Raw genomic sequence first — 24,816 nt, 5'->3', positions numbered from 1 at the left:
TCATTATGAAAAAACCGATGATGAAGTTACCAACTCCATTTCCTGTACACATTAAAATTTGAAGAATAATCAAGGAGAATGTTTATGTGGTCTCTCATTGTTACCATCGTTATCGGTTTTATTGCAGGTCTCATAGCACGCGCTATTCATCCAGGTGAAGATAAAGCGGGTTTTATTGTGACCACCCTTTTAGGGATCGTTGGGGCGCTACTTGCTACTTATGGTGGTCGTTTACTTGGTCTGTATCCAGAAGGTTCTTCAGCAGGATTTATTGCTTCTGTGATTGGCGCGATTATCGTACTCTTTATTTACAATTTAGTGGTCAAGAAAAACTAATTTGTTAAACTTAGATTGAAGAAATAGCAAATAAATAAAGCACCCGATAGATGTGCTTTATTTCTAATAAGAACAGCCGTTAAACAATGCCTAAAAAATTCTAATATTCATCTAATGAAGAACATCTCAGTGCATTGTTGTTTGGTCCGATCATCTTTAATTAGATGATCTTTAGAGTTAGATGATGTTTAAAGTTAGATGATGTTTAGAATTTTATAAACCAAGCTGTTTCCACATTTTTTCAATATCTTGAGCTGGATAAGCACCTGTCAATTTAAATCCATTTGAAAAAATAATCACTGGAGTGCCTTGTAGACCTAATCGTTTTCCCAAAGCTAAATTACGTTCAATCGGATTTTCACATTGTGCTGACGCAGTCGGTTTTATCGTTTTTTGAATCAAATTTTGCCATGCTAAAGCCTTACTGTTCGAACACCAAACTTGTTTAGAAGGCTTTACAGATTGCGATTTAATTGGATAAATAAAAGTATAAATCGTGACATCTGTCAGCTGACTCAAATGACCTTCAAGCGTCTTACAATATGGGCAATTTGGGTCAGAAAAGATGGCAAGCTGACGCTTACCATTCCCCCTGACACTTTTAATTGCATCTTGAAGAGGCAACTTTTGAAAATCGACTGAGTTTTGAGACAGTACCAATTCTTTGGTTAGATTTTTTTGATCTTTTAAACGGATCATCGAACCAATAAAGAGATGTTGGGCATTTTCATTCAAATACACCACTTGCTGATCATATTCCCCACTATATAAACCTGTCATTTCTGTTTTTTGAATCTTTTCAATTTTTATATTGGGATAATGCTGTGCTAAGTTTTTTTTCACTGTTTCAATATCGGCACTGGCCCATGTTGAAAGCAGGGTCGTGATGATCAACAAAGTCTTTTTCATTGCATGCTAAACTCATGTGAAATCAAATAAGATTTTACTGCCGAATACTTAAAAGGGGCTGAAAATTTATCATTTAATCCCAAAATTTTACATAACAGGTATTCAACTAGTGTTTCACGTGAAACATTATAATTCTGGAATAATCTGTTCTGAATATAAGTACTGAAATTTACAAATGAATGATTTATGCTGAAATTCGTCAAACATAGCAGCCTAAGTTCATCGGAGTGATTCGATTTTGGATTAACTTAGTGAGATATAAGCTCAATATCATCTTAAAAATGAGTGCTTTAAAACAACTCATCTCTAGCGACATATTCATGAAAAATCAACAAACATGGCAACCCTTTATACTGGTGAGCTTCGCTTTATGTATTGGGACAATTGGCACAGCTTTAGCCAGCCCACTCTATCCCATTTATCAGCATCTCTGGAATTTGATGCCGAGTGATATTACGCTGATTTTTGTGTCGTACATGTTTGGTTGCTTAACCACATTGCTGTTTTTGGGTCGAACCAGTAATACGATTGGTTATGTCAAAACCATGCAAATTGGATTGGTTTTCATCATCATTGGATTGATATTTTCGATGTATGCGCAAAATGCACTTTGGCTAAGCATTGGTCGCTTTATTATCGGTATTGCATCAGGTTTGATGACCACATCAGCTTTGTTGGGGTTGATTCAAAATGTCCCAGATTCCCATAAACATATTGCCCCTCAACTCAGTTCAATCATCACGTCAATTGGTTTTGGATTGGGACCACTTGTGGGCGGAAGTATTGCCCAGTTTTCGTCAACACCCTTGGTCAGCCCTTATATTCCAATTGTAATTGGTTCAATTCTTAGCTTATTCGGTCTATTTTTTCTTAAAGCACAGCCTTTTGACGTTCAGCCTTTTAGCTTTTCTCCGAAACTATTACAACCCAACAACGAACATCGTCCACACTTTTGGATCATGAGCGTTAGTGCATTTTGTGTTTTTGCTGCTTTTAGTTTATTTGCATCGTTATCTCCCTCATTTGTGAAAGATATTTTACCTTGGCATGGTCCATTGGTGAGCGGTGTAGCGATTACAACCATCTTATTTATTTCAGCATTTGTTCAATTTTTTGCACGATCGCTTCGACCAGTGAAAAGCTTAAATTATGGAATTGTTGTCAGCACCCTCAGCTTATTCACACTTATCTTATGTATGTGGTTCAAATTGAGTTTTTTGTTCTTTGTCAGCGATATTTTATTTGGTATTGGGCATGGACTAACACTTTTGGGTGCTTTTGGGCTCATTCACCAAATGACCACTCTTGAAAACCGCGCCGCTGTGATGTCGACCTACTTATTTGTTGCATATTTGGGTACGATTTTACCGATTCTTGCGGTGGGCTATTTAGCAGATCATTTTGGTCTAACACCCGCTGTCATTATTTTTTGTATCAGTATTGGTCTATTGTTTCTGATTTTATTTTTTCGACACAAAAATATTGTAGAACGCATGAAAGAAGGATCAGTGAGGAGCTAAAGCCAAACACTGATCCTCGATATACCTATGCAATTGTTCATTTTTAAACTTGAAGAAATAGGCACTCGTTTAAAAATATTATTTTAAAATCTCAATTTTATACACTTCAATATCTGTAGCTTTTTCACGATGTGTATCCACTTCGCCGTACACTTTGACTTTGGTGCCTGCTTTAAGCTGATGGATTGAAGCAAGTTTGTCATCCACTTCAACATGAATAGAGCCTGTTTCATCCTTCAATTCAAAATGATCTGCCTGAATATGACGAACAATCGTTCCTGTAAGACTAACGGCTGTCTCATCTGCCAAACTTGTTGCTTGCGCCACAGTCACGCTATTTTTAGCTGCTTGATCAATCACTTTTTGATCAGAACTTCCCGCCCAAACATTTGTGGTTAAAGCCATCAATATAGCCGTGACAATCATCGGTGTTTTTTTCATTTTTCATTCTCTCTAAACTAAATTTGATAACACCTTAAGCATAATTTTCCAACAAGTACATCGGACTTAACAAAGCATAACGCGAAGACTAAAAAAGCTGACATGAGTCAGCTTCTTCATTGCAAATTTTACATTAGTGACTAAATTTTACTTTCCAATACAGAACGATCCGAAAATTTTTCCGAGCAAATCATCGGCACTAAAGTCACCCGTGATCTCACCTAAAGCATTTTGAGCAAGACGTAAAGATTCAGCGACCAACTCACCTGCGTTATACACTGTGAGTTGCTCATGGGCTTCTGCAAGATAAACCTGTGTGCGCTTTATTGCATCCAGATGGCGTGTTCTCGCAATAAAGGTATCTTCTTCAGGTTGGAAGCCTGCATGCGCTGTAATCGTCTCTATGAGCGCCTGAACGCCCGTTTCTTGCTTAGCCGACACCGTGATATGCCTAAAACCATTCAAATCGGACAATTCTGATACTTGATTTGTGACATCACATTTATTCCCAATCAGCATCAAACGCTTAGGTTCAATATGTTCTGCAAAATAGTTATGCGCTAAAGCAAGCGGATCTTCACCTTGGCTCAAATCGTAGACCAACAGCAACAAATCGGCATTTTCAATTTCTTTAATGGCACGACGAATCCCTTCTTTTTCCACCACATCGCCTGTTTCTCGTAAACCTGCCGTATCCGTCAACGTAATCGGCAAACCATTCAGCGTGATCTTTTCATGCAGCACATCACGCGTCGTACCAGCGATGTCCGTTACGATGGCACGTTCTACACCAGCCAATGCATTCAACAGACTTGATTTACCTGCATTCGGTTTACCTGCAATCACAACTTGTAGGCCTTCACGAAGCAACTGACCTTGGCGTGCAGATTGTTGCACTTGTGACACTGAACTTTGAACGTCTTCTAGCAGTGAAAGAATTTTCCCATCAGCTAAGAAATCAATTTCCTCTTCAGGAAAATCAATGGCTGCTTCAACATGCAAACGCAAATGAATCAGTTTTTCTAAAACGGTATTCACTTTGCTAGAAAATGCGCCTTGCAGAGATCGAACTGCTGAACGTGCAGCTGCCTGTGAACTCGCATCAATCAAATCAGCAATGGCTTCGGCTTGAACCAAATCCATTTTACCATTTTCAAAAGCACGCATCGAAAACTCACCTGCTTTAGCTGCGGTCGCACCCAAAGCCAATAAGCGTCCCAATAACGCATTTTGAATCACCGGGCCGCCATGACCCTGTAACTCAACAACATCTTCACCCGTGAATGAGTTCGGATTTGGAAAGCAAATCACCAACCCCTCATCCATAATTTCATTTTGTTCATCATAAAAATGACGAAATCCAGCAAATCGAGATTGGGGCAAAGTCTTTTGTGTCAGTGCCTCTGCAATCGCATACGCTTTAGGTCCAGACAGACGAATTACCCCGACGCCACCGCGACCAGGCGGAGTTGCAATCGCAGCAATAGTGGTTAGATGCTGGGGAGTCGTCATGAAATCTTCTCAAAATTTGGCAATAAAAAATCCGCTTAAGAATATCATCTTAAGCGGATCGATTCAGCTATTCAGCAACCCTTAGGTGACTTCATTCGCTTTTTTTTCAGCGCTTTGTTTTTCAACTGATTTATTGATCATACCTTGTTGCAAGATGGTAATACTGTTGTTGACAATCCAGTACAACACCAAGCCAGCAGGGAAGAACAACATAAATACAGTGAAAATGATCGGCATAAACTTGAACACTTTCGCTTGCATTGGATCAGCAGGTTGAGGGTTCAACATTTGTTGAACATACATCGTTACACCCATCAACAATGGCAGGATGAACCATGGATCCATTGCAGACAAATCTTGAATCCAAGCCAACCACGGTGCATGACGAAGTTCTACAGACTCCATAAGCACCCAGTACAATGCTAAGAAAATTGGCATTTGAAGAAGAAGCGGTAAGCAACCAGATAATGGGTTAACTTGCTCGCGTTTGTAAAGCGCCATCATTTCTTGAGAGAAACGCATACGGTCTTCACCAAACTCTTCTTTCATGCGCTGCATTTCAGGAGCAATCACACGCATTTTCGCCATTGAGCGATAGCTCTTAGACGATAATGGCCAAAGAATCAATTTCACCAAGATCGTCAATAAGATGATTGACCAGCCCCAATTCCCCACGATGCCATGGAAGAATTGCAAGCCTAAGAACAATAACTTCGCGATTGGCCATAACCAACCATAATCAACAGTTTGGTTTAAACCCGCAGCCAAATCTTTTAACTCAGATTGAATTTTTGGACCTGAGTAGAATGTTGCATCGACTGTCATGGTTTTGCCAGCAGGTACATTAATTGTTGGAGACGTAAAACCAATGATATTCATACCATCTGGAGAATTACGTGATTCCAATTTCGCTGAATAAGGCTGTGTACCAAAATGACCTGGAACCCAAGCACTGACGAAATAATGTTGAACAACTGCAACCCAACCACCTTGAGCTTCTACATTCAGTTTTTCTTCAGTAAAGTTATCAAATTTGAGTTTGTTGTATTGTTCGTCAGGTGTGCCCCAAGCCCCTCCTAAGAATGTACCAAGCGTAAAGATACCTTGGTCCGTCTTGCCTGGATCTTCAGAGTTATCGCGTTTGAGCTGACCAAACATCTGACCCTGCCAGTTTTGCGCACTACGGTTCACCACCTGATAGCTTACATTAACTGGGTATTCACCTTGCTTGAAAGTGAAGGTCTTGATAATTTCTACGCCATCTGCTGTTTTCAATACCATCGGTACTGAAAGTACTTTTTCTGCTTGACCTTCTTTTTTAGTCAAAGCTTTAGCATCAGCAAGCGTATACGTGGTTTTTTCAAATTCGTATGTAGGACGACCGCTACGACTGCTGTCTGGTCCATTTAAACCAATCAAACCTGATTGAGCTACGTAAGTACGTTTAGCATCATTTTCCAGCATAACAAAAGATTCATCGCTGTTTTTACTTTTGTCATGGTTGAGAAGTTCAATACGTACGATATCACCACCTTTTGGACTAATCCAAACATGGTAAAGATCAGTTTGTACTGAAATCAGTTGTTGGTTTACAGAAGCGGTAGGTGCAACTGTATTTTGTTGTTCAGTAGCAATATTTGCTTGCGGAATGTCAGACGCTGCGACCGCTGTTGCTTGGCTATTTGGCAAGTCTGCAGATACATCATGAGCAACAACTGCAGCCGGTTTAGACTGTACAGCAGTGTCAGCATGACCATAATCTTTTTGCCAAGCTAAAATAAGCAAATATGCGGTGACAAACATGGCCCCGAGAATTGCAAACCTGGCCCATTGTTGCATATCGATTACCCCAAATGGTTAGAGTGATTTTGGTTCAAAAAACGCTCACGCAAGGGTACATGAACATGAGTCATTTTAGAATCTATTTGCTGAAATGAAATAAAACGAATTGGTTTCTTCGGCACAGGATCATAACCAGTTCCACCCCAGGGGTGACATCGACATACACGCTTGGTAGCTAACCATACACCCCAAATAGAGCCATGCGTATGAATTGCTTCTAACGAGTATTGAGAACAAGTTGGAATATAACGACAACGTGGTCCAAGGAGCGGACTAATCGCAATTTGATAGAAACGAATCAACCAATGCAATAAACGATCCATTGGCCATCTCTAATTTTGAGGGGAAGGTACAGCTATTTTTTGATGTTTTTTGACTAGTCGTTGTAGTTTTTGCCAAGCGAATTCTAATTGCTTATGCAAATCAACATTGGCAACTGCATCTATACCTGATTTAGGCATGACCACAATATCCAATAAATCTAGATCGTGCTGATGTAAGCGGAAGCTTTCTCGAGCAATACGTTTTATTCGATTTCGTTCATGTGCTCTACGCACTTTCTTTTTAGCAACAACAATTCCTAAACGGCTTTTAGGCTGTTTAGTACATGTTGCTAAAAACAAGAAATGGGGTTGATGCACTTTAAAAAGCGCATCATCAAATACACATTTATAGTCAGCAGCACAGCGGATACGAACCTCTGGACTAAAACTATAAGATGTCATAAGACCCAACTCGTCGATCAAGTTAACTGAATTATACAGTTAAGCTATGACGACCTTTAGCACGGCGACGAGCTAAAACTTGACGACCAGATTTAGTTGCCATACGAGCGCGGAAACCATGAACACGTTTACGCTTTAATTCAGAAGGTTGAAAAGTACGTTTCATTTTGAAACTCCAAAATTGGTGTTCTATAAAGGTTCGCGATTGTATTGTGCATTGTTTGTGCTGTCAATCAATTGAAGAGAATGTTACATAAATTAGCTAATCTAAGTATTCAAAAGAGGGTGTACTCAGTTTAAATCATATTTTGTTAAACTAAACAAAAGTGCACAGTGTAAATATATGAAAAAACTAAAATTAAATAGTTAATAACAATGATATACACAAAGATACCCACATGATCTAGATTGATTTTAGTTATGCATAAACTTTTTTGAATTTAAATTCATTTGTTTGGGATATCCACAGAAAGTGGTTTTGTTATTATATAAATTCAAATTTATAAATTTAAATTTATTACTATTAGGGGGCTTTTTTTCTGTGGAAAAGGCTGTTTTACTTTTAATAAACAATGAGTTTGATTGTTGATAAACCTGTTTTTATAAACAAAACAAATTGGGGATAACTTAAGTAAAATATTTATCCACAGCATGTGTGTAACCTTATCCACATACCCTTTTAAATTTAAATTCAAATCTATTTAATGATTAATTGTTAACTCCAATGTGAAATTATCATGACAGATGTGGATAACTTGGTTATGATGGCAACCCCTGATAGCTCAGGGTGTTTTTTTAAATTCAAACAGAAAGGGGATTTCACATGCTATGGACGGACTGCTTAACTCGCTTGCGACAAGAGCTCTCTGATAATGTCTTTGCGATGTGGATTCGTCCTTTGATCGCGGAAGAAGTAGAGGGTGTATTAAAACTCTATGCTCCTAATCCCTATTGGACTCGTTATATTCAAGAACATCATCTTGAGTTAATAACAATCCTGGCTGAGCAGCTTTCTGAAGGTCGAGTTAAAAAGATTGAAATTTTAGTCGATTCACGTCCAGGTGCAATTTTATCTGCCAGTGAGCAACCTGCAACAACGACATCAGCATTAGAATCTGTACCTGCAATTAACTCATCAAACAAAGTAAAAAAAGAAAAAGAGTCAGATGTTGCAAATACTAAACACTCAAAAAAACGCTTACTCAATCCGTTATTTAATTTTGCCCTATTTGTTGAAGGGCGTTCAAACCAAATGGCAGCAGAAACTTGTCGTAAAGTTTTAACCCAGTTGGGCGAGTCTCAGCATAATCCGCTGTTTTTATACGGACCAACGGGTTTAGGTAAAACACATTTGATGCAAGCCGTGGGTAATGCATTATTACAAGCCAAACCGAATGCGCGCGTGATGTACATGACCGCTGAAAGCTTTGTACAAGATTTTGTAAGTTCATTGCAGAAAGGTAAAGTTGAAGAATTTAAAAAGAATTGTCGTTCTTTAGATCTTTTGCTGGTCGACGATATTCATTTGCTGGCTGGAAAAGAAGCAAGTTTGGTTGAGTTTTTTTATACGTTTAATGCTTTATTGGATGAATCGAAACAAATTATTTTAACCTCAGACCGTTATCCAAAAGAACTCACTGAACTTGATCCTCGTTTAGTCTCCCGATTCTCTTGGGGATTATCTGTGGGTGTAGAGCCACCAGATATTGAAACACGTATTGAAATTTTGCTCAAAAAAGCGGAAAGCAACAATATTGATTTACCTCGAAATTGTGCATTATTTATTGCACAGCAGGTGGTTGCCAATGTACGAGAATTAGAAGGTGCACTTAATAAAGTTGTTGCAATATCTCGTTTTAAAGGTACACCGATTGATTTAGAAGTGGTGCGAGAATCATTGAAAGATGTTTTGGCCATCCGTGCAAGAACCATTAGTACTGAAAATATTCAGCGTGTCGTGAGTGAATACTTCCGTGTACCATTGAAAGAATTGGTGGGACCAAAACGTACACGAATTTTCGCTCGTCCACGTCAGTTGGCGATGGGCTTGGCTCGTGAACTGACGGGGGATAGTTTTCCTGAAATTGGCATGGCATTTGGTGGTCGTGATCACAGTACGGTGATGCATGCTTGTGAAAAAGTGCAAAGTTTAAGAGCTGAAGATCCTATTTTTAATGAGGATTACAAGAACCTATTGCGACTACTTCAAAGTTGATTTTTGATTAAATTCTATTCTTGCAATGCGGTATAATCTACCGCATAGTACAGAATTAAAAAATATTTTTTAATACCAAATATTCTGTTTTAGAGGAATTCCACTGTGCGTTTGAAGATCGCGAAAGAAAGCTTACTTAATGTTTTGTCTCACGTTGTCGGTGCTGTTGAGCGCCGTCACACGTTAAACATTCTTTCAAACGTTAAAATTCAAGTGACTCAACAGGCTTTGACCATCACGGGTTCAGACTTAGAAGTTGAATTGGTGGCAAGTACCACTTTGGCTGAAGGTGCATGTTTAGAAGCTGGCGATACAACTGTTCCCGCGCGTAAGCTCATGGATATTTGTAAGTCTTTGCCAGCAGCAGCACTCATTGATTTACAAATTTCTGAAGATCAGCGTTGTATTTTAAAATCTGGCAATAGTCGATTTGTTTTGGGTACTTTACCTGCTGAAGATTATCCATTACTGAGCAATGAAAATACGCAAGGTACTCAGGTTCAAGTGACTGAACGTGAACTAAAACGTCTATTTGAAAAAACGTCTTTTGCAATGGCGGTTCAAGATGTTCGTTTTTATTTAACAGGGACTTTGTTAGAGATCGATCAAAATCAGTTGCGCTCAGTCACTACAGATGGTCACCGTTTAGCATTGTGCGAAACTTTGGCGCAGTCCAATGCGACACAATTGGTGCAAGCCATTGTTCCACGTAAAGCAGTCGGTGAGTTACAGCGTCTTTTAAGTGTTGAAGATAAACAACTCAGTTTGTTGATTGGACGTGAGTTGTTAAATGTAACGCTTCAAACTGAAAGTCGTGACAAAGAACAGTCTGCGATTACTGTCCGAATTACCACCAAACTCATCGATGGTAAGTTCCCAGATTATCGTCGTGTGATTCCACGTGGTGGTGATAAAACTGTTACGATTGCACATGATGTCTTTAAGCAATCTTTGCAGCGTGTTGCAATTTTAAGTAATGAAAAATTACGCGGTGTATTTCTGCAATTCAACGAAGATTCTTTACAGTTGCGTGCAAATAACCCAGAGCAAGATGAAGCGGTTGAAGATATTGCTATTCAGTACAACAATACTTCAATGGAAATGTCTTTCAATGCGCAATACATTCTCGATGTACTCAGTGTATTGGATGGGGATGATGTATTGATGACAATGACTGAAGCAAACCAATCGGTATTGGTACAAGATCCATCTCACAAAGATCAAACCTATGTAGTCATGCCAATGCGTGTATAAGCTTAGGATATTTCATTCGCTATGCATATTCAGCGTTTAAATATACAGCGAGTAAGAAATTTAAAAACGGTTGCGCTCCATGGGTTGCAACCGTTTAATGTTTTTTATGGACAAAATGGATCAGGCAAAACCTCGATACTAGAAGCGATTCATCTGCTTGCAACAGGACGTTCTTTTCGTACCCATATTCCCAAAAACTATATTCAGAACCAATGTAATGATGCGGTAGTTTTTGCGCAGTCAGCGACTGAAAAAATTGGTATGCAGAAAATGCTTTCGGGTGAGCAACTCATTAAGGTCAATGGCGACTCAGTAGCGACACAAGGTCAACTGGCTAAGATTTTACCTTTACAACTGATTGATCCACTCAGTACAGATATTATTGATCATGGTGCAAAGCCTCGTCGTCAACTTTTAGATTGGCTCATGTTTCACGTGGAACCCGAATTTTATCATGCTTGGCAATACTATTCACGAGCGTTAAAGCAACGTAACAGCCTGTTAAAAACAAAACGAAATTTAACATTGAATGACTTAGAGCCGTGGAACAAAATGCTCAGCGAATATGGTGAAATTTTGCATTCGCAACGGGTCGAAATCGTAGAGCAGTGGAAAGTTTTTTTGTATGAGGTGTTAACTCAACTACTGCCGGATCTCAGTATAGAATTAGACTATGTGTCAGGCTTTCATACTGAAAATGGTTTGGCGAATGACTTGATCCAGTATCATCAAAAAGACGTTGACCGACGATATACCGAGTATGGCCCTCATCGCGCAGATTTAAGGTTGAAAACCCCGACAGGGGATGCAGATGTGGTGCTGTCTCGGGGGCAAAAAAAGCTATTGATCATGGCTTTAAAACTGTCACAGATTGCAATGCTTCATGCTTGTAATAAGGAAACTGTGGTATTATTAGATGATGTGACAGCAGAATTAGATTTAACCGCACAGCAACGGTTGATTGAGCGATTGAGCCAACTTGGTAGTCAAGTTTTTATGACCACATTAGACCATGAATCAGTAAAAAAGCATTTACATGATCTGTCTATTTCCTACCAATTATTCAATGTTGATAACGGGCAAGTTCACGTCGTTGTGCAATGATATTTTAAGTTTTTTTTACCCATATTTGGATAAACCTTTTTCGCTAGGGAGAAACCATGAGTTCAGAAGATCAAACTGCTTCTCAAACAGAACAAACCAATGAAAATACTTATGACTCCTCTAGTATCAAAGTATTACGTGGCTTAGATGCAGTTCGAAAACGCCCAGGGATGTATATTGGTGATACTGACGATGGTTCAGGTCTACATCATATGGTGTTCGAGGTTGTAGATAATGCCATTGACGAAGCACTTGCTGGTCACTGTGACGAAATTTGTGTAACGATCCATGAAGATGAATCTGTTAGCGTATCTGATAATGGTCGTGGTATTCCTACTGATATTCACTCAGAGGAAGGTGTATCTGCGGCTGAAGTGATTTTAACGATTCTTCATGCCGGCGGTAAATTTGATGACAACAGCTATAAAGTATCGGGTGGTTTACACGGTGTAGGTGTTTCGGTTGTCAATGCGTTGTCTAAAAAATTAGAATTGACGATTCATCGTGCAGGGAAAATTCACCAACAAGAATACCAACATGGTGATCCAGTTTATCCTTTGAAAGTGATTGGTGAAACTGAAACATCGGGGACAACTGTACGTTTCTATCCAAGTGAATTGACCTTCTCACAAACGATTTTTAATGTTGATATTTTAGCCCGTCGTTTACGTGAATTGTCATTCCTAAATGCGGGTGTTCGTATTGTTCTACGTGATGAACGTATTGCTGCTGAGCATGTTTTTGACTACGAAGGTGGTTTATCTGAGTTTGTAAAATACATCAATGTGGGTAAAACGCATTTGAATGAAATTTTCCATTTTACAGTACAGGCAGATAACGGCATTGGTGTTGAAGTTGCCTTGCAGTGGAATGATACCTATCAAGAAAACGTACGTTGCTTTACTAACAACATTCCTCAAAAAGATGGTGGTACTCACTTAGCAGGTTTCCGTGCGGCATTAACACGTGGTTTGAACAACTACATGGATAGCGAAAATATCTTGAAGAAAGAAAAAGTTGTTGTTTCTGGTGATGATGCACGTGAAGGCTTAACGGCGATTGTTTCTGTGAAAGTGCCAGATCCGAAATTCTCTTCGCAAACCAAGGAAAAATTGGTTTCTAGTGAAGTGAAGTCTGCGGTTGAGCAGGCGATGAATAAATCGTTCTCTGAATACTTGCTTGAGAACCCGCAAGCAGCAAAAGCGATTGCTGGAAAAATCATTGATGCTGCACGTGCACGTGATGCTGCGCGTAAAGCACGTGAAATGACACGTCGTAAAAGTGCTTTAGATATTGCAGGTCTGCCAGGTAAATTGGCGGATTGCCAAGAAAAAGATCCAGCTTTATCAGAACTTTACTTAGTCGAGGGTGATTCTGCAGGCGGTTCAGCGAAGCAAGGTCGTAACCGTAAGATGCAAGCGATTCTGCCGTTGAAAGGTAAAATCCTTAATGTGGAACGTGCCCGTTTTGACAAGATGATTTCTTCTCAAGAGGTTGGAACGCTCATTACTGCACTCGGTTGTGGTATTGGTCGTGAAGAATATAATCCAGACAAATTACGTTATCACAAAATCATCATCATGACCGATGCCGACGTCGATGGTTCGCACATTCGCACGCTGCTGTTGACCTTCTTCTTCCGTCAAATGCCTGAACTTGTAGAACGTGGTTATATCTATATTGCACAACCACCATTGTATAAGTTGAAGAAAGGTAAACAAGAGCAGTACATCAAAGATAATGATGCATTAGAGAGCTATCTCATCTCGAATGCGATTGATGAGCTTGAGTTACATGTCAGTGGTGAAGCACCTGCGATTCGTGGTGAAGCATTAGCAAGCGTGATTGCAGATTATCAGACGTCTCAAAAGAGCTTAAAGCGATTAACAGTCCGTTATCCTGCAAGTTTATTGGATGGCTTACTGGGCTTGGATGCGTTCAAACTTGATCAAAACCATGATGAAGCTTATGTATCAGATTGGTCTGAGAAATTACGTTTAGCGATTGAAAAAACGCAACCAAGTTTACGTCCAGAAATTAGTCTTGAAAGCTTTGATAAAGAGCATGCAGATGGTTCTAAAGTGACTCACTTCTGGCCACGTGTAACGGTTTACGTTCATAACCTGCCGCACCATTATTTATTGGATCAAGGCTTGTTGGCTTCTAATGAGTATAAGCGTTTACTACAAAACTCAAAAAGTTGGTTCACGTTGCTTGAAGAAGGTGCATTCCTTCAAAAAGGTGACAAAAAAATCAATGTTGTGACTTTCCATGATGCTTGGGCGCATATTTTGGCAGATTCTCGTCGTGGCATGATGATCCAGCGCTATAAAGGTTTGGGCGAGATGAATGCGGATCAACTTTGGGAAACGACAATGGATCCTGAAAACCGTAATATGCTTCAAGTGACTATTCAAGATGCGATTGAGGCTGATCGTATGTTTGCATGTTTGATGGGCGATGATGTGGAACCACGCCGTGCCTTTATTGAAGAAAATGCTTTGAATGCAGATATTGACGCATAAGTCTTAAAAAGTTCAAAAAAGCATCCTTTGGGATGCTTTTTTTGTGCACGTTGATAAATCAGATAGAAAATGTGTGAATGGTCACAAAAAAATAGACAAAATTAAATTTAAAAATTAATCTCTTTCGAAGAATAGTAATGAATAAGCGTATTTATTCACTATACTTAAGTTATATTTAATATTTACTTAATAATAGATGTAAGAATCTTCTCGTGTGAATATTAGTGCATAAATAAAAATAAATTTGATGGATTATCTCGCAATGAATGCCAAAAAAATATTATTAACGGCTCTCACCACCTTACTATTTTCGAATGTAGCCAAAGCGGAGCAAACAGTGTGTATTTTTGACTTGCTCGGGCGTGCAGGTGAGTCTTACAAGCTGATGGAGGAGTGGGCGCTTGCATCCAAAAATTGGGGTGCTGATGTGAAACTTGTTGCCTATCAAAAAGAAGAACAAGCTGATCGTGATTTCAAAAATGGGAAATGCGATGCTGTCGCTATGACGACGATGCGTTCCCGTGAGTATAATAAATTTGCAGGCTCAATTGATGCATTAGGGGGGGTCCCATCGAATGATATTGCACGTCGTGCAATATCTTATGCATTGGATCAAAGAAATGCAAAGCGTCTGGTCACGACCATAAAAGGTGAAAAATTTGAGGTTGCTGCAATCGCTCCTTTAGGTATTGCTTATATCTTTGTCCGTGATCGTTCGATGGACACGATTGAAAAAGGCATCGGTAAGAAGTTTGCCTATTTACACTACGATGTTGCACAAAAAATTGCAATTGAGCGTGTTGGGGCTATTGGTGTGCCTTCTGATATTTCAACGTTCGTAGCTAAATTTAATCGGGGAGAAGTTGATTCAATTGCAGCGCCTGCTTATGCGTTCAAACCTCTTGAAATTTATAAAGGTCTAGCTAAAAGCGGTGCAATGTTTACGTTTCCTCTCATTAATGTCACAGGGAATTTAATTATTCGACAAAATAAATTCCCTGAGGGTTTTGGACAAAACTCTCGAGCATGGTCACTTCGGCAGTTACCTAAAGCAATGAATACCATTCGCCGATTGGAGGCTGAAATTCCTGCACGTTATAAGCAAAATGTATCTGCTGAAGATAAAATTCGATATCAAAAACTATTAAGAGATGGTCGTATAGAGTTAACTGAGCGTGGGGTTTATGATCCAGTCATGATGCGTGTCCTGAAACGTGCGCGATGTACAATTGAAAGAACCAATTTTGAATGTTCATTGGGTGGGGAATAATAATCAAAAATGCATGATTAATAAGATAAAATGCAAAAAAAATTAAATTATAAATTTTAGAAACAAAAAAATAGAGTAATAACTCTATTTTTTAACCATAAATGTGATTATGATGCAAAATTGGAAGTGAAATCAATCCATAGTAGAAAAATAAGGATCTAAGGAATGAAAAAAATTACATTGGCTTTAATGGCAGCATCAACCGTTGGCTTTACTACTGCAGCACAAGCAAAAGTTGATGTGTGCGTCTTTGATTTACTTGGAAAATCAGGTGAATCATTTCAAATGGCACAAGAATGGGCGCTGGCTGCAAAAGCATGGGGAGGAGATATTAATCTTGTTCCACGTCAGGACGAAGCAGTTGCTGATAATGATTTCAAAGCAGGTAAATGTGATGCTGTTTTTATGACAGCAATGCGTGCTCGCCAATACAATAAATTTGTGGGTTCAATTGATTCCCTTGGTGGAGCACCAAGCAATGAAATTGCAAAACGTGCGATTACTTTTGCATTAGATAAACGTAATGCAGCGAAAATGGTGACGAATTTAGGTGGTAAGAAATACGAAGTTGCAGGTATTGCACCACTAGGCTCGGCTTTCATTTTTGTACGGGATAAAAAAATCGATTCAATTGAAAAAGCTGCCGGTAAAAAGTTTGCAGTCTTAAGTTACGACGCAGCACAAAAAATTATGGTGCAACGTGTCGGCGCTCAAGCGGTTCCATCTGATATTTCGAACTTTGTCGCAAAATTTAATAACGGACAGGTTGATATGGTCGGTGCGCCAGCCTATGCGTATAAACCATTAGAAATTCAAAAAGGTTTAGGTTCTAATGGTGCAATGTTTAATTTTCCAGTATTGCAAATTACGGCGGACTTAGTGATTCGTCCAGATAAATTTCCTGAAGGTTTTGGTCAAAAATCTCGTGATTATTTTGTCAAGAATTTGCCGAAGAGTTTCAGCATGATCAATCGCTTAGAATCAAGTATTCCAGCCAAATATAAAATGAATTTAAGCCCTGAGGATAAATTGAAATATCAAAAATTACTTCGTGAAGGTCGTATGGATTTGACCAAACAAGGCATTTACGATCCTTCAATGATGTCTGTTTTGAAAAAGGCACGTTGTTCTGTCGAAAAATCCAATTTTGAGTGTTCACTTGGCGGTGAATAATCTTGATTTAACTAAAAAAATCTTAGAAATTTTCTAAGATTTTTTTATATATTTTGATGTCACATCTGCCATTGTAGATTTATAAAAAGAACGTATTCTTAATTAAAAATAAAGTATGCTTGATGGATCAGCCGATAAAAATCTTAAAATATTGATTCAATTTTAAGAACGACATGCCTCATTTAGCCATATTCATATTTTATAAAACTCGATCAAGCTATTCAGCGTTAAATCAATATACTGACATATTGAAAAACCAAGAAAAAAGATGAACAAGGAAGAATAAAATGAATTTAAAAAAAACAATGTTAATGACTGCAGGTTTGATGACTGCTGTTTCTACAGTTCAAGCCAAACAAGTGATGTGTGTATTCGACTTGGTCGGCAAAAATGGTGATGTATTTGCCTTGATGAAAGACTATCAACTCGCTGCAAAGCAGTGGGGGGCTGATATTGAATTAAAAGTAGGTCAAAACGAGGGCGTGATTGCTGAAGACTTTAAAGCAGGCAAGTGTGATGCTGTCAGCATTACAGGGATGCGTGGTCGTCAGTTTAACAATTTCACAGGCTCTTTGGATGCGATTGGTGCAATTCCTGATTTAAAATTGGCAGTCCAAGTGATGCAAGGTTTGGCAAGCCCAACGTTTGCCAAGCATATGGTGAAAGGCAATTACGAAGTTGCAGGGGTCGTCCCTGTCGGTGATGCGTATTTAATGGTACGTGATCGTAGTATCAACACTGTAGCAAAAGCAGCCGGTAAAAAAATCGCTGTTCTTGACTATGACCAAGCGCAAAAAATTATGGTTCAACAAATTGGTGCGCAAGCAGTCAGCGCTGACGTAACCAATTTTGGTAGTAAATTTAACAATGGGCAGGTCGATATTATTGGTGCACCAGCAGCCGTATTTAGACCACTGGAGCTTCATAAAGGCTTAGGGACGAAAGGTGCAATTGTGAATTATCCAATTCTGCAAGTCACAGGTAATGTGATTATCCGCGCGGATAAATTCCCAGCAGGTTATGGTCAAAAATCACGTGATTGGATCAAAACGCAATTACCTCGTGCTAATCAAATCTTAGGTAAAATGAAAGCGGATATTCCAGCAAAATACTGGATGAATGTACCTGCTGGAGATCAACCTGGTTATCAAAAGCTTATGCGAGAATCTCGTATTTCATTGACTAAACAAGGTGTTTATAACAAGCAGATGATGAAGTTATTGTGGCAATTCCGTTGTAAGAACTCACCTAAAAACTTCGAATGTAGTATGCAAGAAGAGAACTATAAATAAGCTTCATTGGGATTTATTTGAATCCTGATAAAAATACTCAGAATAAACTTTAAAGTTCGAGTTATGACCATATATTGAGTATGTTATACTTTGCATATGGTCTTTTTATTTTGAAGCCAATCTAATTTTGAGGAAAACATCATGACTGCCCAAGCACTTGAGCTGACTGACAATGCAGCGAATAAAGTTCGCCAACTTCGTGACAGCGAAGGGAATCAGGATCTTATGTTACGTGTTTACGTTACTGGTGGCGGTTGTTCAGGTTTCTCTTACGGCTTTAACTTTGCTGAAAGCCAAAACGAAGATGATGCTGAATTCGTTAACGGTGATGTAAAGATGTTGGTTGACTCATTGAGCTACCAGTATCTGGTTGGTTCTAAAGTAGATTATTTAGAAGGTTTAGAAGGTTCTCGTTTTGTGGTTCAAAACCCAAATGCAACGACGACATGTGGTTGTGGTTCTTCTTTCTCTATCTAATTCAAGCTTTGAATATAAAAAGCCCGCATGATGCGGGTTTTTTTAATGTTTGATTATTTATGACTGTGGAAGCGATTGTCGAATGAATTGTAAAATGTGATGTGTCAGCGCTTGCGCATTTTGTACAGGAATCCAATGTGTGGCATCCATTCGAACTTCGTGATAAGGCGCATCTATATACTGGTGATTTAAATCAACGCTTTTTTCTACAATAGCCGAATCATGTTTACCCCAAATAAATAAAGTCGGTACTTTCACTTTCTTGAAAAGATTACGGCTACTACTAAATGGCAATCCACGGTACCAATTCAGGGATGATCCTAGACGTTTTTCAATCAGCATTTCCTGTTTAAAGTCTGCTAATTGTTGCTTTGTCATCCCAGAATCTTTAAGCAATGCTTCTCCAAATTTTGGTAGTTTGTAAAATAAAAACTCAGGGACCCAAGGCAATTGAAACAAGCCAATATAATAAGATTTAATCAGTTGCGTACTGCTATAAAAGGAACGCATAAATGCTACTTTATGAGGAACGGAAATCGCAGTGAGATGCTTAATCTTCTCTGGATATTGCAAAGCCATCTCCCAAGCCACAACAGCTCCCCAGTCATGTCCGACCAGTGATACGGGCTGATCGATCAAATCTAAAAGCTGATCAATATCAGCAACCAAATGTTGAATGGCATATGCTTTTCGCCCGACGGGTTGGGCTCTTAAACTATAACCCCGTTGATTGACCGCATAAGTTCGAAAACCTTGCTGATTTAAAATATCACTGCTCTGTTTCCAAATACTTGCTGTTTCAGGAAAGCCATGTAGAAGCACAATCGGATGACCGTCTAATGGTCCTGTATCAATCACATCAAAGCTTAAATTGTCTCGTTGAAATTCAGTGATTCTCTCTGTTTTTGTTGTCATTTATTTGTATCACTCAATATCCATGTATGAGCTTTATATTGAAATAGATTTCGAACTTATAAAATTGCTATTAAGGTCAGTAATCAGTGAAAAAAGGTCGAAGATTGTTAAACAAGTTCGACCTTAAAAAGAGAATCAATGTTAGTTATACAGCAGTCATGGTGCCTAAAATACGAGGGCCTTGAGCACCAGTGACTTCAGCTAAGTTTCCAGCAAGCTGATTGATAAATCTCATTGCTAACCAAGCGAAGGCCGTGGCTTCCACCCATGTTGGTGATAGCCCAATAGCAGTCGTAGTTTGTACTGACCAATTGTGTTTGCGGAGGCGCCAGCGTAACTGCTCTAACAAATGGGAGTTATAAGCGCCACCACCACAGACATATACTTCACCTGTATCCAAATCTGAACGATAAATGGCCTTTTTAATGGCGCGTGTAGTGAGTTTTAATAATGTTGCTTGCACATTTTCAGGCGTATCTTCGAGTTCATCATATTGATGATCATTCCGCCAATCTGCGATTTGTTCATCCAGCCAATCAAGATTAAAGTCTTCTCGACCGGTACTTTTGGGTGGTTCTTTTGAAAAAAATTCATGTTCTTGAAGTCGATCAAGTAGGGATCGAATTGGCGTTCCATAGGCAGCCCAATTGCCATTTTCATCATAGGGCTGACCTGTATAGCGCTCGCACCAAGCGTCCATTAAGATATTTGCAGGGCCAGTATCGAATCCATAAACACCTTTTTCATCACCTGCAGGTAGCATACTGACATTGGCAATGCCACCCAGATTTAAAATCACACGGTGAATGGTTGGATGCTGGAATAAGGCTTGATGGAAAGCAGGGACAAGGGGGGCACCTTGACCACCAGCCGCCATATCACGGCGACGGAAATCAGAAATCACAGGAATCTGGGTAATTTCAGTGATGATATTCGGATCACCAATTTGTAAGGTAAATCCATGTTCAGGACGATGGCGAATAGTTTGACCATGTGAACCAATGGCTCTAATTTGTGTTTTATCTAAATGATGTTCAGCAATCAATTGATTAATGCCATGACCAATCATTTGTGCAAGTGCCACATCGGCTTTGCCCATGCGATCAATTTCGTTGTCATCAGGCAATGTCAGTGCCATCAGTTCATCACGTAAATCTGGATCGAAGGGGAGCGTCAATGTGGCATGAATATGTAAAGGATCAAATGAAGCAGCAACAAAATCGACGCCGTCCATGCTGGTTCCAGTCATTACGCCAATATAGATTGATGTCATATAAGATACTTCGCCTGCATTGTGCTGAAAAAATGTTAGTATATCGCACAAATTGATTAACTGACGTATTTGGGTTTTGTGATGTCAAATTTCCTGCCAGCTGAAGAACAACTTGCCCTCATCCAACGAGGCACTCATGAAATTATTTCTGAGGAAGATCTGTTAAAGAAACTGAAAAAAGATCGTCCTCTCAAAATCAAAGCAGGTTTCGATCCAACTGCACCAGACTTGCATTTAGGTCATACTGTTTTAATCAATAAATTAAAAGTGTTCCAAGACTTAGGTCATGAAGTATTTTTCTTGATTGGTGATTACACTGCAATGATCGGTGATCCATCAGGTAAGAGTGCAACACGTCCACCATTGTCTCGTGAACAAGTTCTAGAAAATGCCAAAACCTATCAAGAACAAGTCTTCAAAATTTTGGATCCAAACAAAACCAAAGTGGTGTTTAACTCTGAATGGTTTGCACAAAAAACTGCGGCTGATTTGATTCAATTGGCTTCACAGCAAACTGTGGCGCGTATGTTAGAACGTGATGACTTCACTAAGCGTTATAACAACCAACAACCGATTGCGATCCATGAATTCTTGTATCCATTGGTTCAAGGTTATGACTCAGTTGCACTAGAAGCAGACGTAGAGTTAGGTGGTACAGACCAGACGTTTAACCTATTGATGGGTCGTACATTGCAAGGTCGTTATGACCAAGAAGCACAAGTCTGTATTACGGTACCAATTCTTGAAGGTTTAGACGGCGTCAATAAAATGTCTAAATCTTTGGGTAACTATATTGGTGTATTTGATGCACCCGGTGCGATGTACCAAAAAGTACTTTCGATGCCTGACTCACTGATCGAGCGTTATTTTGATTTGTTGAGCTTTAAATCAATCGAAGAAATTCAACAATTGTTGAAAGAGATTGAAGACGGGCGTAACCCACAAGAAGTGAAAAAGATTCTTGCTTTAGAGTTAGTTGAGCGTTTCCATAGTGCTGAAGCTGCTGCAAATGCACATAAAGGTGCAGGGAATATCATTACTGAAGGTGAACTTCCAGAAGGGACTCCTGAAGTCACGATTTCACGTGCTGAATTTGGTGGCGAAATGTTTATTGCCTCTATCGTTCGTGCGGCAGGTCTAACATCGAATGCTGCTCAAGCCAAAGATGCTGTTTCACGTGGAGCCGTTAAAGTGGATTGGAATGTTGTTGATGCATCATTCTCGATTAAAGAAAACAAAACGGTGATCGTTCAAGCGGGTAAAAAAGCCATCGCGAAAGTGACATTCACAGATTAATTTCTATAAATATATTCATTTAAAATATTCACTAAAGAGCTGTCAGAAATGATGGCTCTTTTTTATGCACGAAAGAATTTTTAAATTTTTGGTTGTTGACCACAGAATCATTTAAAATGCCGCATCCAAAACTTATTTGTTTGAATATATATGATTCAGTTAGACCAACTTACGATACGCCGCAGTGGACGTGTTTTATTTCAAAAAGCATCTATGCAATTGCATCCAGGTTGGAAAATTGGTCTAACAGGCGTCAATGGTGCAGGTAAATCAACGCTGTTTTCTGCACTGTTGGGTGGTATGGAATCGGATGGTGGCTCACTGACACGTCCTGCGGTATGGACTGTGGCGCATATGGCGCAAGAAATCAAGGCACTCGATATGAAAGCGATTGATTTTGTTCTTTCAGGTGATGAAGAATATTGGGATATTCAAAATAAATTGGACCATCCAGATCAGTTGTCGGATGATGAGTTAGCACATTTGTATGGTCGTTTTGATGAAATTGATGGTTATTCAGCAGCATCAAAAGCATCTCAGTTGATGGCGGGTTTAGGTTTCTTCGAACATCAATCCGACCTCAGCGTTTCGAGTTTCTCGGGTGGATGGCGTATGCGTCTAAATTTGGCGCGAACTTTGATGAGCCGTTCAGATCTATTGCTCCTTGATGAACCAACCAACCATTTGGATTTAGATGCAATTCTTTGGTTAGAGGATTGGCTGAAAGCCTATGAAGGTACTTTAGTCCTGATTTCACATGACCGTGATTTCTTAGATGCCATTACCGATCATATTTTGCATATTGAAAACCAAGAATTGGTTCTCTATACAGGCAACTATTCGACTTTTGAACGTACCCGTAGTGAACGTTTAGCACAGCAACAACAAGCCTACGAGAAACAATTAGAAACGCGCGCGCATTTGCAAAAATATATTGACCGTTTTAAAGCGCAAGCCACCAAAGCCAAACAAGCACAGAGCCGTATTAAACAGCTGGAGCGTATGCAGGAACTTTCAGCTGCGCATGTCGATACACCGTTTACGTTTAGCTTCCGTGAACCGACTAAAATGAGTTCGCCACTGTTACAACTTGAGCATGCGGATATTGGTTATGGCGATAAACTGATTGTGACCAATGTAAATCTGCAAATTACTCCGACCAGCCGTATTGGTTTACTGGGAATGAACGGTGCGGGTAAATCCACATTGATCAAGTCTTTGGTTGGCGATCTTGAGCTGATTCAAGGCGAGCGTAAAGATTCAGAATTGCTCAATATCGGTTATTTTGCACAGCATCAAATGGATGCTTTAGATGGTAGCGCGAGTCCAATGTTGCAGTTGGCTCGTATCGCAGACAAGAAGATCAGTGAAGCAAGCTTACGTTCATTTTTAGGGAGTTTTGGCTTTAGTGGCGAACGTATGGATACGCCAAGTGAAAGCTTCTCTGGTGGTGAACGTGCTCGTTTAGCATTGGCTTTGATTGTGTGGCAACGTCCAAACGTATTGATTCTGGATGAGCCAACCAACCATTTAGACTTGGATATGCGTCATGCTTTAACGATGGCATTGCAAGACTATGAAGGGGCGGTGGTGCTGGTATCGCATGAACGTCAATTGGTTGCGAGTGTGTGTGACGAATTGATTTTGGTGCATGGTGGCGTCAGCCGTGAGTTTGAAGGTGACTTGGTTGCTTATGCAGATTGGTTACGTCAAGCACGTATCGATATGATCAAATCAGGTCAACAACCCGCAGCACCAGTGAAATCTCAAGTTGTTGCTCAGCCTGTGGCAGCAAAAGGTGATAAAGAAGCACAGCGTAAAGAGGCTGCTCGTCGCCGTGAGTTAAGTCGTCCTGTACGTAAGAATATTGAAAAATTAGAAGCTGAAATTGCAAAAACTCAACCACGTTTGGCAGAGATTGAAACCTTGTTGGGTGATACTGCACTATATGATGCTTCACGTAAGGATGATTTATTGAAGCTGATGAATGAACAAACTGAGCTGAAAGGCAAGTTAGAACAAGCAGAAGAAAAAATGCTTGAACTGATGATGGAACTGGAAGAGTTAGAAAGTTCGTTTGATGAGTAATTTAAAATAGATTTAAAAAGCCCAATGTAGATTGGGCTTTTTATTTATTTTGAATTATCATATTGTTAAATTAACCCGAATCGCGGATAAGAAATTGACTTGAAAAATAAGAGGACTAGAGCCATCAGTTGAGTTACCACACAAAACTTAAAACTCTAGTCCCTATGTTTAATAGTACCGAATTATTCTGTTTAATTGATGATTTCTTTCTTAAATTTGAAGCAACCTATTGGAATTTCCTTAAACAAAGTCGTCGTTTCTCAAGAGTCCGAACCGCTCACTTGAGTATCTCAGAAATCACTTTTATTGCTATCTGGTATAAATGTTCTCATTTCACTAATTTCAAAGCCTTTTTTACATGGTTGAAACAGGATAAAAATCATTTATTTAAAAGCTTACCCTGTTACCAACGGATGATTCATCTGATCAATAGGCATCAATTAGCTCTACACGCTTTACATGTGGCACTGATGAAAGGTCAAGGTACACAATATTTATGGATTGATTCAACAACTTTGCCAGTTTGTAAAAATCAACGTATTCAGCGTCATAAATCATTAGTCCAAATTGCATCACGTGGTAGAAGCTCAATGGGCTGGTTTTATGGCTGTAAATTACATATTGCGATGAATCAATTTGGTGAAATTGC

22 protein-coding genes are annotated in these 24,816 nt (G+C 39.3%); 13 read left to right on the top strand and 9 right to left on the bottom strand.

The window, feature by feature from the left end:
- Positions 1 to 84: 84 nt before the first annotated feature.
- A complete protein-coding gene (locus tag AC5YCE_RS11770) occupies positions 85 to 336 on the top strand; it encodes a GlsB/YeaQ/YmgE family stress response membrane protein (RefSeq protein WP_496126605.1) in 252 nt (83 codons plus the stop codon).
- Between the two features lie 213 nt (positions 337 to 549).
- Here AC5YCE_RS11770 and AC5YCE_RS11765 read toward each other — a convergent pair whose 3' ends face one another.
- Entirely contained in the window at positions 550 to 1,245 is a 696-nt protein-coding gene (locus AC5YCE_RS11765) for a DsbC family protein (protein WP_496172171.1), read from the bottom strand.
- A gap of 320 nt (positions 1,246 to 1,565) precedes the next feature.
- On the opposite strand from AC5YCE_RS11765, the gene AC5YCE_RS11760 reads away from it, so the two are divergent.
- Positions 1,566 to 2,765 carry an MFS transporter gene (locus AC5YCE_RS11760; protein WP_496172170.1) on the top strand — a complete coding sequence of 400 codons (1,200 nt, stop codon included), beginning with the start codon at positions 1,566 to 1,568 and terminating at the stop codon, positions 2,763 to 2,765.
- Between the two features lie 78 nt (positions 2,766 to 2,843).
- On the opposite strand, the gene AC5YCE_RS11755 is transcribed toward AC5YCE_RS11760, so the two are convergent.
- The 6 genes from AC5YCE_RS11755 to rpmH form a co-directional block, all read right to left on the bottom strand.
- On the bottom strand, positions 2,844 to 3,206 hold the full coding sequence (locus AC5YCE_RS11755; protein WP_496172169.1) for a NirD/YgiW/YdeI family stress tolerance protein: 363 nt from the start codon (positions 3,204 to 3,206) through the stop codon (positions 2,844 to 2,846).
- A gap of 147 nt (positions 3,207 to 3,353) precedes the next feature.
- Positions 3,354 to 4,718 carry a tRNA uridine-5-carboxymethylaminomethyl(34) synthesis GTPase MnmE gene (gene mnmE / locus AC5YCE_RS11750; RefSeq protein WP_496172168.1) on the bottom strand — a complete coding sequence of 455 codons (1,365 nt, stop codon included), beginning with the start codon at positions 4,716 to 4,718 and terminating at the stop codon, positions 3,354 to 3,356.
- Positions 4,719 to 4,799: 81 nt separating this feature from the next.
- Positions 4,800 to 6,557 (bottom strand): membrane protein insertase YidC, encoded by a 1,758-nt coding sequence (gene yidC / locus AC5YCE_RS11745; protein WP_496126600.1) that lies wholly within the window; start codon positions 6,555 to 6,557, stop codon positions 4,800 to 4,802.
- Between the two features lie 5 nt (positions 6,558 to 6,562).
- Positions 6,563 to 6,883 (bottom strand): membrane protein insertion efficiency factor YidD, encoded by a 321-nt coding sequence (yidD, locus tag AC5YCE_RS11740; RefSeq protein ID WP_496172167.1) that lies wholly within the window; start codon positions 6,881 to 6,883, stop codon positions 6,563 to 6,565.
- 9 nt (positions 6,884 to 6,892) lie between these two features.
- Positions 6,893 to 7,285 carry a ribonuclease P protein component gene (rnpA, locus tag AC5YCE_RS11735; RefSeq protein ID WP_496126598.1) on the bottom strand — a complete coding sequence of 131 codons (393 nt, stop codon included), beginning with the start codon at positions 7,283 to 7,285 and terminating at the stop codon, positions 6,893 to 6,895.
- A gap of 31 nt (positions 7,286 to 7,316) precedes the next feature.
- On the bottom strand, positions 7,317 to 7,451 hold the full coding sequence (gene rpmH, locus AC5YCE_RS11730; protein WP_496126597.1) for a 50S ribosomal protein L34: 135 nt from the start codon (positions 7,449 to 7,451) through the stop codon (positions 7,317 to 7,319).
- A gap of 657 nt (positions 7,452 to 8,108) precedes the next feature.
- On the opposite strand from rpmH, the gene dnaA reads away from it, so the two are divergent.
- The 8 genes from dnaA to erpA all read left to right on the top strand — a co-directional run bounded on the left by dnaA (position 8,109) and on the right by erpA (position 18,595).
- Entirely contained in the window at positions 8,109 to 9,500 is a 1,392-nt protein-coding gene (dnaA, locus tag AC5YCE_RS11725; RefSeq protein WP_496126596.1) for a chromosomal replication initiator protein DnaA, read from the top strand.
- 105 nt (positions 9,501 to 9,605) lie between these two features.
- Positions 9,606 to 10,754 (top strand): DNA polymerase III subunit beta, encoded by a 1,149-nt coding sequence (gene dnaN / locus AC5YCE_RS11720; protein ID WP_496172166.1) that lies wholly within the window; start codon positions 9,606 to 9,608, stop codon positions 10,752 to 10,754.
- Positions 10,755 to 10,775: 21 nt separating this feature from the next.
- Positions 10,776 to 11,858, top strand: a complete 1,083-nt coding sequence (recF, locus tag AC5YCE_RS11715; protein ID WP_496172165.1) for a DNA replication/repair protein RecF — start codon at positions 10,776 to 10,778, stop codon at positions 11,856 to 11,858.
- Positions 11,859 to 11,914: 56 nt separating this feature from the next.
- A complete protein-coding gene (gene gyrB, locus AC5YCE_RS11710; protein WP_496126593.1) occupies positions 11,915 to 14,383 on the top strand; it encodes a DNA topoisomerase (ATP-hydrolyzing) subunit B in 2,469 nt (822 codons plus the stop codon).
- 262 nt (positions 14,384 to 14,645) lie between these two features.
- Positions 14,646 to 15,653: a putative solute-binding protein gene (locus tag AC5YCE_RS11705; RefSeq protein ID WP_496126592.1), complete on the top strand. Its 1,008-nt coding sequence runs from the start codon at positions 14,646 to 14,648 to the stop codon at positions 15,651 to 15,653.
- 165 nt (positions 15,654 to 15,818) lie between these two features.
- On the top strand, positions 15,819 to 16,826 hold the full coding sequence (locus AC5YCE_RS11700; protein WP_496126591.1) for a putative solute-binding protein: 1,008 nt from the start codon (positions 15,819 to 15,821) through the stop codon (positions 16,824 to 16,826).
- A 287-nt stretch (positions 16,827 to 17,113) separates the two neighbouring features.
- Positions 17,114 to 18,118: a putative solute-binding protein gene (locus AC5YCE_RS11695; protein ID WP_496126590.1), complete on the top strand. Its 1,005-nt coding sequence runs from the start codon at positions 17,114 to 17,116 to the stop codon at positions 18,116 to 18,118.
- A gap of 141 nt (positions 18,119 to 18,259) precedes the next feature.
- Positions 18,260 to 18,595 (top strand): iron-sulfur cluster insertion protein ErpA, encoded by a 336-nt coding sequence (erpA, locus tag AC5YCE_RS11690; RefSeq protein WP_496152751.1) that lies wholly within the window; start codon positions 18,260 to 18,262, stop codon positions 18,593 to 18,595.
- A gap of 57 nt (positions 18,596 to 18,652) precedes the next feature.
- On the opposite strand, the gene AC5YCE_RS11685 is transcribed toward erpA, so the two are convergent.
- Both AC5YCE_RS11685 and AC5YCE_RS11680 read right to left on the bottom strand, forming a co-directional pair.
- The gene (locus tag AC5YCE_RS11685; RefSeq protein ID WP_496172164.1) at positions 18,653 to 19,510 is read right to left on the bottom strand and encodes an alpha/beta fold hydrolase; all 858 of its coding nucleotides are present in this window, start codon (positions 19,508 to 19,510) and stop codon (positions 18,653 to 18,655) included.
- Positions 19,511 to 19,655: 145 nt separating this feature from the next.
- The gene (locus tag AC5YCE_RS11680) at positions 19,656 to 20,783 is read right to left on the bottom strand and encodes an anhydro-N-acetylmuramic acid kinase (RefSeq protein ID WP_496126587.1); all 1,128 of its coding nucleotides are present in this window, start codon (positions 20,781 to 20,783) and stop codon (positions 19,656 to 19,658) included.
- Positions 20,784 to 20,864: 81 nt separating this feature from the next.
- Between AC5YCE_RS11680 and tyrS the strand changes: the two genes are divergently transcribed.
- The 3 genes from tyrS to AC5YCE_RS11665 all read left to right on the top strand — a co-directional run.
- The gene (gene tyrS, locus AC5YCE_RS11675; protein WP_496172163.1) at positions 20,865 to 22,079 is read left to right on the top strand and encodes a tyrosine--tRNA ligase; all 1,215 of its coding nucleotides are present in this window, start codon (positions 20,865 to 20,867) and stop codon (positions 22,077 to 22,079) included.
- Between the two features lie 150 nt (positions 22,080 to 22,229).
- Entirely contained in the window at positions 22,230 to 24,167 is a 1,938-nt protein-coding gene (locus tag AC5YCE_RS11670) for an ATP-binding cassette domain-containing protein (RefSeq protein ID WP_496172162.1), read from the top strand.
- Positions 24,168 to 24,331: 164 nt separating this feature from the next.
- The coding region (locus tag AC5YCE_RS11665; protein WP_496170869.1) for a transposase at positions 24,332 to 24,816 on the top strand (485 nt) is incomplete at its 3' end.

The sequence above is a fragment of the Acinetobacter sp. CY79 genome (assembly GCF_059515845.1).
Note: the sequence above shows the minus strand (reverse complement) of the source record. Positions and strands in the feature narration are given on the sequence as shown.